Annotated in this window: 10 protein-coding genes; 4 read left to right on the top strand and 6 right to left on the bottom strand. The window is 68.9% G+C overall.

The window, feature by feature from the left end:
- The 3 genes from HR086_RS38355 to HR086_RS38345 all read right to left on the bottom strand — a co-directional run.
- The coding region (locus HR086_RS38355; protein WP_174468109.1) for a hypothetical protein at positions 1 to 439 on the bottom strand (439 nt) is incomplete at its 3' end.
- A gap of 94 nt (positions 440 to 533) precedes the next feature.
- Complete coding sequence (locus HR086_RS38350; protein ID WP_174468108.1) at positions 534 to 1,325, bottom strand: enoyl-CoA hydratase/isomerase family protein; 792 nt, start codon at positions 1,323 to 1,325, stop codon at positions 534 to 536.
- A 75-nt stretch (positions 1,326 to 1,400) separates the two neighbouring features.
- Positions 1,401 to 2,303, bottom strand: coding sequence for a hypothetical protein (locus HR086_RS38345; protein ID WP_174458959.1), 903 nt, complete (start codon positions 2,301 to 2,303; stop codon positions 1,401 to 1,403).
- A 435-nt stretch (positions 2,304 to 2,738) separates the two neighbouring features.
- On the opposite strand from HR086_RS38345, the gene HR086_RS38340 reads away from it, so the two are divergent.
- On the top strand, positions 2,739 to 3,653 hold the full coding sequence (locus HR086_RS38340; protein WP_174462624.1) for a hypothetical protein: 915 nt from the start codon (positions 2,739 to 2,741) through the stop codon (positions 3,651 to 3,653).
- 58 nt (positions 3,654 to 3,711) lie between these two features.
- On the opposite strand, the gene HR086_RS38335 is transcribed toward HR086_RS38340, so the two are convergent.
- The 3 genes from HR086_RS38335 to HR086_RS38325 all read right to left on the bottom strand — a co-directional run bounded on the left by HR086_RS38335 (position 3,712) and on the right by HR086_RS38325 (position 7,373).
- Positions 3,712 to 4,089: a hypothetical protein gene (locus HR086_RS38335; protein WP_141648481.1), complete on the bottom strand. Its 378-nt coding sequence runs from the start codon at positions 4,087 to 4,089 to the stop codon at positions 3,712 to 3,714.
- Between the two features lie 29 nt (positions 4,090 to 4,118).
- Positions 4,119 to 6,302 (bottom strand): methyl-accepting chemotaxis protein, encoded by a 2,184-nt coding sequence (locus tag HR086_RS38330; protein ID WP_174468107.1) that lies wholly within the window; start codon positions 6,300 to 6,302, stop codon positions 4,119 to 4,121.
- Between the two features lie 267 nt (positions 6,303 to 6,569).
- On the bottom strand, positions 6,570 to 7,373 hold the full coding sequence (locus HR086_RS38325; RefSeq protein ID WP_174458962.1) for a hypothetical protein: 804 nt from the start codon (positions 7,371 to 7,373) through the stop codon (positions 6,570 to 6,572).
- 308 nt (positions 7,374 to 7,681) lie between these two features.
- On the opposite strand from HR086_RS38325, the gene HR086_RS38320 reads away from it, so the two are divergent.
- The 3 genes from HR086_RS38320 to HR086_RS38310 all read left to right on the top strand — a co-directional run bounded on the left by HR086_RS38320 (position 7,682) and on the right by HR086_RS38310 (position 12,180).
- On the top strand, positions 7,682 to 9,649 hold the full coding sequence (locus HR086_RS38320) for an APC family permease (protein ID WP_254614546.1): 1,968 nt from the start codon (positions 7,682 to 7,684) through the stop codon (positions 9,647 to 9,649).
- A gap of 334 nt (positions 9,650 to 9,983) precedes the next feature.
- Positions 9,984 to 11,642, top strand: coding sequence for a hypothetical protein (locus HR086_RS38315; protein ID WP_174458963.1), 1,659 nt, complete (start codon positions 9,984 to 9,986; stop codon positions 11,640 to 11,642).
- Between the two features lie 13 nt (positions 11,643 to 11,655).
- Positions 11,656 to 12,180, top strand: a complete 525-nt coding sequence (locus HR086_RS38310; RefSeq protein WP_174458964.1) for a hypothetical protein — start codon at positions 11,656 to 11,658, stop codon at positions 12,178 to 12,180.
- Positions 12,181 to 12,205: the final 25 nt, after the last annotated feature.

Raw genomic sequence — 12,205 nt, 5'->3', positions numbered from 1 at the left:
GGCCGGGTGGGACGATGAGCCAGCCGGAGTCGGTGCCCTCGGGGGCGCGTGCGCGCGCCATGGCGACCCGGGGGCTCCTGTCCCAGCCGGGCACGGCCGCGACCTTGTCCCCGTAGCGAGGAAACAGGGGCTCGGTGCCCACCGTCTGCGTCGTCTCGAGCATCCGCCCCTGGACTCGCAGCGTCACGGTGATGTCGTCGCGCCAGTCGGTCAGCGGGTTGCCGTCGAAGTCGGGCTCCGTCACCACCAGCGAGTCTCCGCGCGGGTCCAGGCGCAGGTTGGACCAGCCGAAGCGCAGCGTGCGTCCGGGGATGAGTCCGCCGGGAGGCAGGCGCTCGAGCACGCTCAGCACCCACTCCGCCTGTTCCTCCGCGTCGTCCGTGCACATGAGCACCACGTGCACCCCGTGCAGGTGTCGCTCCAGTCGAAGCTGTCCCATCTCCATCCCTCCCGCCGCTGTCTCGCGTCCACCGCGAAGCCGCCCGGCAGCATGTCGCGAACCCTGGCGACGAGGAAGCACGGCGATGGGCGGATTACCGCCCCTGGAACACGGGAGGCCGTCGCGCCGCGGCGGCGGCGAGTCCTTCGCCCAGGTCTGAGCTGCCGTAGCTCTCCGCCTGGAGCCGGGCCTCTTCCGCCAGCGCGCGATGGAGCCCCGCGCGGTCCAGGCCGAGCCGCTGCTTGAGTCCCCGGGTCGCGAGCGGCGCGTTCGACGCGATGCCCGTCGCGAGGGCGCGTGCGCGGGTCCGGGTCTCCGTGGCGGGGGTGGCCTCCAGCGCGAGCCCGAGCCGCACCGCCTCGCGGCCATCGAAGCGCCGCCCGGTGAGCAGCAGCTCCGCGGCGCGCTGCGGGCCTGTGCGCAGTGGCACGAGCCACGTGGCGCCCATGCCGGGATGCAGGCCGAGCTGCACGAAGTTGAGGGCGAGCTTCGCGTCCTCGGAGATGATGCACATGTCGCACGCGAGCGCGACACACAGCCCCGCGCCAATGGCCGCGCCCTCCACCGCCGCCACCGTGGGGACGGGCAGGTCCAGGATGCTGAGATAGCGCGAGTAGAAGTCGAGCATGAAGACGCGGGCCTCCTCGGAGGAGACCTGGCGCAGGCGCTCCAGCATCTGGAGGTCGCCGCCCGCGGAGAACGTCCCGCCCGCTCCGGCGAGGACGACGGCGCGCACGTCCTCCCGCCCACGCAGCTCTTCCACCCGCGCACGAAGCGCATCCCCCAGCTCGGGAGTCATCGCGTTGCGGCGCGCGGCATCGTTCAGCGTGAGCGTGGCGACGCCACCTTCAAGGTCGAGCAGCACGCCCGTGGCCTGGACAGTCATGCGCGGACTGTAGCCGCATCCGCCCTCGCGCTCGGCGGAAAGGGCACTGTGAGCGCGAGGGCAGGGGCCTTCCGTCTAGAACGCCCGATTCACGGCGTACCCGCAGATGCGGTGCTCGGCCTTGTACGTGTTCGGGCCGGGAATCCCGTCGATGGGGCCCGTGTAGCCGAACCCCCGGCCCACCGTCTGGACGCGCTGCCAGTAGATGGCGCCTGGGATTCCGTCTTCTTGCGCGGAGGTGCGCGGGCCACCCCGACGGTTGAGCTCGCGCGCCGTGATTCTCACGCGAATCTTCTCCGTGTTCGGCCCGGTGACACCGTCGATGGGACCCGTGTAGCCGAAGTCCCGCCGCCCCACCGTCTGGATGCGCTTGTAGTAGATGGGCCCGGGGATGCCGTCGTCCTCCGTCGACGTCCGAGGCAGACCTCCGCCACCGGGCAGGGGGCCATGGTCCGGGATGACGCTGCCCGCGTAGTCCAGCGACCAGCCGAGATATCGCGCGCCGGACTGCGCCGAGTACCCCGACACGCTGTTGATGCCAATGGCGTTGCCCCAGCTCTCCGCGAGCTTTCGCGTGGCCATGAAGACCGTGGTGCCACCGCCGTTGAGGTCCAGGCCCACGTGGCCGAACGAGCCGATGTCCCACCAGTGGAATGCACCCGCGGGAGCCTGCGAAGCGGCGTAGGGCTGCCGGGTCGACGCGTGATAGGCCTCGATGGCCGAGGGCCGCGCCGAGGACTCCGGGAACTGTCCGAAGCGCCACATCAGCGAGCCGCACCATTGGTCCCACGTGCCGCCATCCCGCGTGGGATGGGCCGCGGCGTAGTTGCGCGCCCGGTTGTAGATGGCGGTGTTGAGCTCGGCCGTGCTCGTGTCGAGCGACTCGGGCGCGTCCGTCACCCCTTCGCCCTCACCACCACAGGCGGAGAGCCCCACGAACAGCAGGGCGAGGAGCCACATCTTCCGTTTCGTGTGCATCTTTCTTCTCCAGGCGGGGTGTTCCCGCGAGCGGTTCTCGGGCCGTGCACGGCGGGCCTGTCGCACCGCGATTCGACCCGGGGTCCACACGTTGTCGGGCCGGGGATGTCCGGAGTTTCCGAAGAATCGGAATTTAAGAAGTGGCTGTCTTCATCCGCGTGTGGGTGTTTTCAGGAGGGCGCGGAGGATGGGCACGCCCGTGGCGCGCCGGCGCGTCTCGCTGTCGGTGTAGCGGTTTCCCGGGGGAGTCTCCCGGCCGAGGGCCCTGTTGAGGGTCGCGAGCTTCCGTCGCGGTCGTAAAGTTGGATTGGTTGTGATTGCTTTGGAGAAGCGTGTCTGGTTGGTGTACATGGGCGCGGGCGTGGCGGGTGGTGTCTGTCTTGCTGCGCCATTCCTGGCGTGTGTACTGTCTTTTGTATGACAAGGAAATCCGCCGTGGTGTCTTTCTTTCTGCTGCTGGGCGTGGTGGCGACTCCCGCCTGGGCGCAGGTCCAGATGATCTCCATCTCGGTACCGCCGACGATCACGACCCCGCTCTCGGGCTTCAACGTCCAGTACTCCATGGCCGGCAGCAAGTCAGGCGTTGGAGCGGCGGTGGCGCAGTTGAACTTCTATTTGTCGGCCACGGCGAATGGCAGCAGCGGCGTCTACCCGCTGTTCACCACGCAGATCGCGCTCCGGGGAAGTGGACTTGGACCCTATCTGCCGCCGGTGGGAACCCAGACGCAGTTCATCTCGCGGTTCTCCATGCCCGCCAACACCGTGGCCCAACTGGAGTTCATCTCCAACGGGTGTCAGCCATCGACCTGGTATGTCCTGGGCCGCGTGGACCTCACCGGCGTGTTGAGCGACAACAGCCTGCTGGGCACCACGAAGCCGCCCGACTTCTTCTTCACGGCCGGCACGCTCAGCCCGGGCACCATCCAGCCAGGAGGCTCCGCCGACCTCTCCTTCGAACTCTTCACCCGCTGCGCGGCCCCCTCGGCCACGCACGTGGGCGTCTTCCTGACCGACCCGGACTTCCAGATTCTGGAGGGCATTGGCGCCATTCCCATCAGCGCGGGCGCGGGGACGTGGTCCTTGCCGCCCACCACCATCACCTTCTCGCCGACCATCGCTCCGGGCAGCTACCGCGTCGTGGTGCTGGCGGACGTGGATGGCGTCGTCGCGGAGAGCGACGAGAACAACAACGGCGGGTTCTTCGAACTCGAGGTCACCGCCGCCGCGCTGGCGTCAGATGCCGCGGCTCGGCCCCTGGAGCCCGCGCCTCCGGTGCCGTTCGATGGGGCCTCGGTGCTGTCCGACCTTGAAAGCGGGGCTTCGAGCCGCCGCGACATCGTGTCGTTCTGATTGAAGCCAGGACCCGCGCCCGGTGCCTTCCTCACGAAAGGAAGGCGCCGGGTGGGTGTCAGTAGATGGTCAGGGAGAGCTCGTCGCCGGGCCGGACGGACATCTCCTGCTCGCTTTCGAAGCCACGCTCGCTGCCCAGGCTCTTGTGGCCCAGGGTGCCGATGATTTCGATGCCGAAGCGGATGCGGTCCGTGTTGCCCACCATGTCCGGGGGCAACACGAAGTTGCGCGTCGACATCCCCGGCACGGTCCCCAGCCGCATCCGCCGCGTCCCCGTCAGCGCGTAGAGGTTGACGTCCACGAGCTTCCGGCTCTCCACCGCCACCGTTGTCTTGGGGGGCGGAGGCTGATTGGGGTCCGAGGCGGCCCCATGGGCCCCTCCACACGCTGAAGCCACGGCGACGAGCACGAGCAGCAGGGCGGCCTGGGTACGCATGGGACCTCTCTTCCGAGGGTGTTGGGGGACTACCGGGGTGGCGCGACGCTCGTGGAGCCCTCTGCCCGGAGCGACTGGGTGGCCAGGCCGGACATGCTCTCCGCCAGCGACTGGACGGAGCGGGTGGCCTCCTGTGTCTCCTGAACCGTCTTCAGGGTGCGCTGCATCTGTCCGGAGAGCTCCTGGATGGCCATGGCCATCTGCTGGGTACCGGAGTCCTGCGCGCTGACGGCGGCGGTGATCTGCCGCATGCTCGCGCTGGAGTCGCCAATGAGGATGGCCAGCTCCTGGAACTGGGCGCTGGACGTGCGCACCGCATCCAGGCTCTGCCGGACGCGCTCGTCGCCCTTCTCGCTGAACTGGGCCGCCTCGCGCATGCTGGCGCTCACGCCGTTGAGCACCTCGCGGATGCGGTGCGTAGCGCGGATGGACTGGTCCGCCAGTCCTCGCATCTCCCGCGCCACCACGCCGAAGCCCCGGCCGCTCTCGCCGCTGCGCGCCGCCTCGATGGCCGCGTTGATGGCCAGCATGTTGGACTGGTCCGCCAGGTCCTTCACCGAGTCGACGATGCCGGACACCTCGCGCGTCCGCTCGTCGAGCGCGAGGATGCGGCGGGCCATCTCCGACACCTCGTTGCGAATCGCCGCCAGGTCCGCCAGCGTCCGCTCCAGCGCGGCGCTGCCTTCGCGGCCCACCTGCTCGGCGCCTTCCGCGGACGCCGCGAGCGAGCTGGCCTTCTCCGCCGTCATCTGCGACGAGCGGCGGATCTCCTTCACCGTCTGCTCGGCCTCCTGGAGCGCCGCCGCCTGACGGCTGACGCCCTCGGTCTGCTGGTCGCTGGTGGAGCGCAGTTGCTGCACCACCGTGGCCAGCTCACCGGCGCCGGTGCCCATGCGCCCCGCCAGGTTGCGCACCTCCAGCTGCCGCTCCTCCAGTTGCCGGGTGTGGGCCTCCAGCGAGCGCACCACCTCCATGGAGCGTCGCGCGACGATGCCTATCAGCGACAGGGTGAGCGCCAGGTATCCCCAGTGCGACACGTTGCCCAACGAAAAGCTCAGCACGCCGATGACGGGCAGCACCGTGAGCGCGAGGAAGAGCACGAGCCCCGACATGCCTCCCACGAAGATGCGGGCGTCGGGGTTGCCCCGCCACGCCTCCGCCGCCGCCACGCTGAAGCAGATGAGCAGCATGATGAAGGAGAAGGGCAGGAAGGGCACCAGGATGCGCTGCGCGGTGCCCAGGTCCAGCAGGGCGGAGAGGGCCGCCACCACGCAGAGCGCCGTGTAGCCCATCGCTCCAATGCGGAACCAGCGCCGCTGGTTGTTGAGGATGGCGTCGGACACGAACTCGATGAGGCCCGACACGAGCAGGAAGATGCCGAGCACCGTGAAGCGCGTCGCGGTGATGGGCGCGTCCCAGAGCGCGTTGGGCATGCCGCTCAGGCCCAGCAGCACGAAGCCGCCGCTGGCGGAGAACACCGCCAGGCCCGCGAGCATCCGCCGACGCCAGTGCATCAGGAACGCTCCACCCGAACCCACCGCCACCGCCAGCAGCAGCATGCCCATGACGAACGGCGCCTGTCCCTCGCGCGTCACCTTGGCGAGCAGTTGGTGCCGCGAGCCGATCAACGCGCCCTGTGCCACGCCGATGTTCGGGTTGCTCGACTGGACGCGCAGCAGCAGATGTCCACCCAGCGAGGCGCGCGGCACCGGCACGACATGCCAGGCCATGTTGTCGGACAGCTCCGCGCCAGACGTGTTCAGTCGCCCGCTCACATAGACGCGCTGACCGTTGGCGTAGGCCTCCACGGCATTGGTGACCTCACCCAGCATGACGGCGGGCTCGGCCCACGGCCCCTGGGGCAACGGGATGCTGACCCACAGAAAGACGTGGGTGCCGCGTCCCGGTGGCGGCTTGAGCGCCTCCATCGTGCGCCAGTCCTCGGCGACGTTGGCCGTCTGCGCCCACAGGGGAAGTCCATCCGCGCCTTGGGGCGAGTCACCCCAGCGGTAGCGCCATCCCTCCAACAATGGGATGGAGGAACTCGCCTCCTCGGCCGCGCGGGCCGTCGGTGCATGCACGAGCGCCATGAACAGCGCGCAGCCCAGCAGGGCCAGACGCGCGACTCGGCGCGACGGTGCGTGACGCCTCGCGATGGAGTCGCGCGGGGCAAGGCTGTCGAAAGGTGTCGGGGAGGGGCGGTAGGCAGCCATGAGGAGGCCAATGCTCGACTGGCGGCGCATGACTGTAAATAGGTCTGCATCCCCTGACATGTAGGAAAGGTTTGGGAAGGGCCTCTGGGAGCCGGGGAGTGAGCCTTTTCCGACGCGCCACGGCAACATTTGGGAGGGGCGGTTGTGACCCAGGTGCACTTGTCACGAGACATCGTGTCAGGAGCGGGGGAAATCGGGCACCGGGCCGGGCGGGCCGTCGTGGACGGCTCGCCCGGTCTTCCGCCTCGCGGGCCTGCTCCGCGCGCCTCAGAACGTGCGGAAGACGCCGCGCACGCCCAGGGTGAAGAGTGCATGGAAGCCGTCGTCCACGGCGGAGACGGGGGAGGTCTGCCCGGGCAGGCCGGCGATGCTCAACGTCTGGTCACCCGTGCGAACGGTGTAGCTGCCCAGCGACGCGGTGACGATGGGCCCGAACGCGACGTAGCGCGTGAGCCGCACGTCGCCTCCGGCGCTGAGGCGGATGAAGGTGGGGCCCCGGTCCGTCACCTGGGTGTCGATGTTCGCGGCCACGGTGCCTCCGCCGGGCACGGGCACCTGGGTGGTGCCCTCCACGTGGCTCTTGAGGAACTCCAGGCCCACGGCCAGCCCCACCCACGGGTCGAAGCCCGACTCCGGATTGAAGTGGAAGCGGCCCTCGGGGCCGAAGCGCCATTGGGAGTTGTTGCAGTCGAACCCCTCCGGACAGGAGATGTCGTTCGTCTTGGTGAAGACCTTCTCCCAGCTGCCCCAGAGCCCCGCGTAGAAGCGGGGGTTGAAGCGATAGCCCAGCTCCAGCATCAGTGGCAGGGAGGCGTTGGCGGCGTCGGTGATCTTCAAGTCCTCCCGGGTCCCCGTGCGCGACGTGCCGTCCTTGTAGACGTAGCCCGCGCCCAGGCCCAGGTTGATACCCACCGCCAGCTGGGGGCCGGCCATCCCGTGCTCCGCGCGGACATCCATCTCCACCGGCTCCACCGGGCTCGACTCGCGCGTCTCCGACTCCTGCGCCACCGCTGTCCCGGAGACTCCCAGGGTGGCGATGACAGATAGCGTCCAGCAGTGCCTCATGGCCATACGTGCTGCCCTCCAATGCGATTTGCGGGGTGGACGTGGAAGTGACCAATCAGGGAGGGCTCCGTGAAGCCGACTCCAGGGCCGAGCGTCCGGGGACGACACAAGCGGACTCCGGGTGTTGGCAGCCCATCACCCCGGGGCAGCGAGGTGTCCGCGCGGAGGCATGCGACGTGTCCTGGGGCGGATGCGAGGGATTGGGTGGAGTCGCGCGCCTGGCACGCCGCCCGCTCTGCCTGGAGCGTGGCATCCCCAGGTTGCCCGTGAGGGACGCCCGGCGACGGGACCACGAGGGGCGCCAGAGGGGTGGCATGGAACACGCCAGGACGAGCCGCCGGAGCTGGATGGACATGCTGCTCGGCAAGCCCCTCACGACGGCGCAGGCGTCACACGAGCAGGTGGGCGTGCTCGCGGGCGTGGCACTCCTCGGGCTGGATGCGCTGTCGTCCGCGGCGTATGGCCCCGAGGCCGCGCTCACGGTGCTGCGCCCGCTGGGCCCCACGGGCGTGAAGCTGCTGTTGCCCATCACCGCGTGCATCGTCGGGCTGCTGGTGGTGGTGGCGTCCTCCTACCGGCAGACCATCGCAGCCTACCCGCGCGGCGGTGGTGCCTATACGGTGGCGCGAGAGAACCTGGGCCGTCGGGTGGGGCTGCTCGCGGCGTCCGCCCTGCTCTTGGACTACCTGCTCAACGTGGCGGTGGGAATCTCCGCGGGCGTGGGCGCCATCGTCTCCGCCTTCCCCGCGCTGCGGCCGCACACGCTGGGGCTCGCGCTGGGGTTGCTGGGCCTGCTCACGCTCGTCAACCTCCGAGGCGCGCGGGAAGCCGGGGCCTTGTTCCTGTTGCCCACCGCGATGTTCATCGGCTCGCTCTTCATCCTGCTCGCCGTCGGTGCGTTCCGGGCCTTCGCGCAAGGGGGCGCTCCGGCCAGTGACATCCCTCCGCCAGCGCTGCCCTCGCCCTCGGCGAGCGTGGGCTTGTGGCTGGTGCTGCGGGCCTTCGCCAGCGGCTGTACGGCGATGACGGGCGTGGAGGCGGTCAGCAACGCGGTGCCGGTGTTCCGCGCGCCCTCCGTGCGCCGCGCCAGGCTCACGCTGTCGCTCATCATCCTCGTCCTCGTGCTGCTGCTGCTCGGCGTGTCCGCGCTGTGCCAGGTCTATGGCGTGGGCGCGACGGCGCCCGACGGCCCGGGCTACCAGAGTGTCCTGTCCCAGTTGCTCGCGGCGGTGACAGGGCGGGGTGTCTTCTATTACGTCGCGATGACGTCCATCCTCGGCGTGCTCGCGCTGTCGGCCAACACCAGCTTCGCGGGCTTCCCTCGCGTGTGCTGGCTCCTGGCGTTGGATCGCTATCTGCCCGTGGCCTTCGTGCACCGGGGACGCAGGCTGGCGTACTCGCGAGGCATCCTGTTGCTCGCGGTGCTCGCGGGGTTGCTCATCCTCGCCTCGGATGCCATCACCGACCGGCTCATCCCGCTGTTCGCCATTGGCGCGCTGCTCGCCTTCACCCTCTCGCAGACGGGCATGGTGGTGTACTGGACGCGCCGCCGCGAGACGGGGTGGCGGTGGCGCCGCGTCCTCAACGGCGTGGGCGCGCTTCTGACGGGGCTTGCGCTGGCCATCGTCATCGTCGCCAAGTTCACCCATGGCGGCTGGGCCGCAGTGGTCATCATCCCGCTGGGCGTGCTGCTGTTCAGTCGGGTCCACAAGGCCTATCTGCGCGTGCGCGAGACGACAGGGCTTCAGCGGCCCATGGCGGTGGACTCGCGCGGGAGCATGGTGGCGGTGGTGCCCATGAGCCGCTGGTCCCACGCGTCGGAGACCGCCCTGCGGTTCGCGCTGGGGCTCTGCCATGACGTCCGCGCGGTCCATGTGCGCACCGACGAGGACGAGGCCGCCCCGGGCTCCCTGGCCGAGCAGTGGGCCGCGCTCGTCCAGGAGCCCGCGGTGCGGGCCCGCCTCCAGGTGCCGAGGCTGGACGAAGTCCCCTCGCCCTACCGGGGGCTCGTGCAGCCCCTGCTGGACTACGTGGACAGACTCCTCGCCGAGGACCCGCACCGCACGGTGGCCGTCGTCCTGCCGGAGCTGCTGGAGCGCCGGTGGTACCGGGCTGTCATGTATGGGCGCCGCTCCGAGCTCCTGCGCAGCACCTTGATGCTGTCCGGAGCCCGGCGCCTGGTGGTCATCAGCGTGCCCTGGTACCTGCGCACCGAGGACCAGTCCCAGCCCGGCTCCGCCCTCGGGCCCGTCGCGGAGTCAGGGCCCGTGGCTCCTTCCTGAGCACCCGACACGGAATATGTGTTTTGACTGGAATTGTTGCAGGGCTCTTTTGCCAAAAATTTCCGTGTAGGTTGTTTCCCTCGCGTCCTGGCCCGCAGGCGGTGTTGCCCTGGGGGGCGGGTGTCGAGCCCTTCATCGGGCAGACAATCACTCTCGGGCACCCATCATCCGAGAATGTCTGTCTGTTCATGCCGCGTGTTCATCACACGCCGGGACTGAAGGGCATTCGCAGGCGTCACCGGGAATAGTTTGTGAACCAAGCCAAAGCGGGCACCTTCCGTGCAGGGCGTCCGGCGTCCCTGGCCGTAACCCCCAAGGGCGCGGAGGCATAAAGATGAATCGCAGATGGTTTGGAGTCCTGCTCGGTGGCGCGTTATGGGCCCCGGGTGTCTGGGCTCACGATTTCCGAGCGGAGAAGCTCGTGAATGGCGTGAAGCAGGCCACGATCATTACCTATCCGAACACGCTGAACTTCACGTTCAGCGCGACGAACATCCATCCGACGCTGGAGTCGATTCTCCTCCTGGCGGCAGACCCGCTCCTGACCGCGTGCACGCTCGACCCCACGCCGCCGCGGACGGTCCCCGTGGGTGGCAACGTCACGTATCAGTGCTCATTCCCCGTGCCCAGCTACGAGGCCTGCATCGCGCTGGGCGCGCTGGACGCCAATCCTTCCACACCCAGCGAGGAGGCCTCCTTCACGAACGTCTTCAGCATCGGCTGGGACAGCGGCTCCGCCCAGGACGGCGTCAACGTGCTCTGCGCCCAGGAACGCATCCTGTCGTGTGACGACACGGTCTACATCTCGACGGCGTCTTCCTCGAGCGCCGGGCTGCCCGTGGGGCCGTCGCGTCTGTACATCTTCGACCCTGGCACGGCCACGCTCGCGCTCCAGGGGGAGACCTCGCTGCCGTACAATGCCCTCGCCTTCAACCATGTCGACGGCTTCCTGTATGCCATCAGCTCCGACGGCGTGGTCCAGCCCAGCTTCATCCGGGTGGACGCCAATGGCTCGTCCGATGTCATCGCTCCGCTCGCCACGGGGGCCGCGAACACGGCGCTCTGGGGCGCGGGCGCCGTCCTCCAGGATGGCTCCTATCTCGGGTTCGAAATCACGAGCAACCACCTGGTCCGCATCAACACCGCCACGGGCGCGACGCTGTCGGATGTCGTCGTGGGCACTCCCGCGACGTTCCGGGTCGCCGACTTCGCGGTGAACCCCATCAACGGCCTGCTGTATGGCTTCAACAGCGCCACCCAGCGCGTCACCGTCATCGATCCGGTGCTGGGCACCCACCTGGACTTCCTCCTCCCGACACTCATCAACGGTGTGCCGTCGGTGGGCAACTCCATGGTCTCCGCCTTCTTCACGGTCTCCGGATCGCTGTTCTTCTACGGGTCCACCAACGCGAACGTGAACCTCGCCAACACGTTCTATTCAGTGAACCTGGTCACGGGAGCGCTGACCACTGTCACCACCGGCCCCGCCACGCAGTTCGCGGACGGCGCGACATGTGCTTTCAACCTGCCTCCTCCCGTGGGCAGTGAGGAACAGCCTCCGATGCTGACGCGGGACCACGGCTTCTATGGCTCTAGCGAGGACGCCCTGAGCGAGTGTCTGGCGCCGGGCCCCATCTCGCTGGGCAACCTGGGCAAGGTCACGACGACGGAGACCGCGCTGGGCATCCTCTGGGCCAACCCGGCCATCTCGCAGGGCGGTGCCATCCGCTCGGACTTCGAGTCCCTCAAGGTGAAGGTCGCTCGTGAGTTGCTGACGGCCACGTGCAACGAGCGGTTCTTCGGCACCCAGGCTCCGGCGCTGACGGGCCTGGAGGCGTGGGTTGCTCCCAACCCGATGTTGCTGGAGCAGGCGCTGGAGCAACTGGAGAAGCACAACCGCTCCGGTCAGCGCAGGGCGGTGCCGCTGAGCAAGAAGATCTGGAAGATGGATCCGCTGCTGGGGCAGGAGCGGGCCGTGGAACCGCAGTACTGAAAGGGGGGATGACATGATGACGAATTCAAGGTGGATGGCCCTGTCCGGGATGTTCGTGGCGCTGACGCTGAGCGCGTGTGATGGAGGCGGTGGACCGGACCCGATCGTGGTGCCCGAGGGCGACCGCTTCGAGCTGCGGCTGCTCGGTCAGGATGCGGAGTTGTATGAGAAGGCGCTGCTGGGCGTGGGGCGCATCGAGGTGATTGCGCAGGGCAAGTCGATTCCGTTCCAGCTCGCCGCGTCCGCGCGCTCCATGGACCTGGCTCAGACGGACCACGCCTATCTGCTGGGGTACTTCTACCTGCCGGCGGAAGCGCAGTCGGCGGACGTGCGCGTGCACTTCGATGACGTGGGGGCCTTCCGGGAGTCCGGCGCGCCGGGTCTCATCAACGCTCGCTCGGGCTCCATCCTGTTCACGACCAAGCGCGCGGAGCTGGAGAAGCGCAAGCACGTCGTCATCCAGTTGCACCTGAAGGACAGCCTCTTCCAGGGCCGAGGCGCCAAGGTCCTGCTCCCCTCGACGTTCATCGTCCACTGAGGGCGGGAGGGGCGGGGGCCCTTGG

Source organism: Myxococcus sp. CA039A (assembly GCF_013336645.1).
GTDB classification, from domain to species: Bacteria; Myxococcota; Myxococcia; order Myxococcales; family Myxococcaceae; genus Myxococcus; species Myxococcus llanfairpwllgwyngyllgogerychwyrndrobwllllantysiliogogogochensis.
Note: the sequence above shows the minus strand (reverse complement) of the source record. Positions and strands in the feature narration are given on the sequence as shown.

Excerpts from the sequence above, each read along its gene's own strand:
- HR086_RS38320 (WP_254614546.1), top strand. The coding sequence starts at position 7,682 with ATGGAACACGCCAGGACGAGCCGCCGGAGCTGGATGGACATGCTGCTC.
- HR086_RS38315 (WP_174458963.1), top strand. The coding sequence starts at position 9,984 with ATGAATCGCAGATGGTTTGGAGTCCTGCTCGGTGGCGCGTTATGGGCC.
- HR086_RS38330 (WP_174468107.1), bottom strand. The coding sequence starts at position 6,302 with ATGGCTGCCTACCGCCCCTCCCCGACACCTTTCGACAGCCTTGCCCCG.
- HR086_RS38325 (WP_174458962.1), bottom strand. The coding sequence starts at position 7,373 with ATGGCCATGAGGCACTGCTGGACGCTATCTGTCATCGCCACCCTGGGA.
- HR086_RS38345 (WP_174458959.1), bottom strand. The coding sequence starts at position 2,303 with ATGCACACGAAACGGAAGATGTGGCTCCTCGCCCTGCTGTTCGTGGGG.
- HR086_RS38310 (WP_174458964.1), top strand. The coding sequence starts at position 11,656 with ATGATGACGAATTCAAGGTGGATGGCCCTGTCCGGGATGTTCGTGGCG.
- HR086_RS38335 (WP_141648481.1), bottom strand. The coding sequence starts at position 4,089 with ATGCGTACCCAGGCCGCCCTGCTGCTCGTGCTCGTCGCCGTGGCTTCA.
- HR086_RS38350 (WP_174468108.1), bottom strand. The coding sequence starts at position 1,325 with ATGACTGTCCAGGCCACGGGCGTGCTGCTCGACCTTGAAGGTGGCGTC.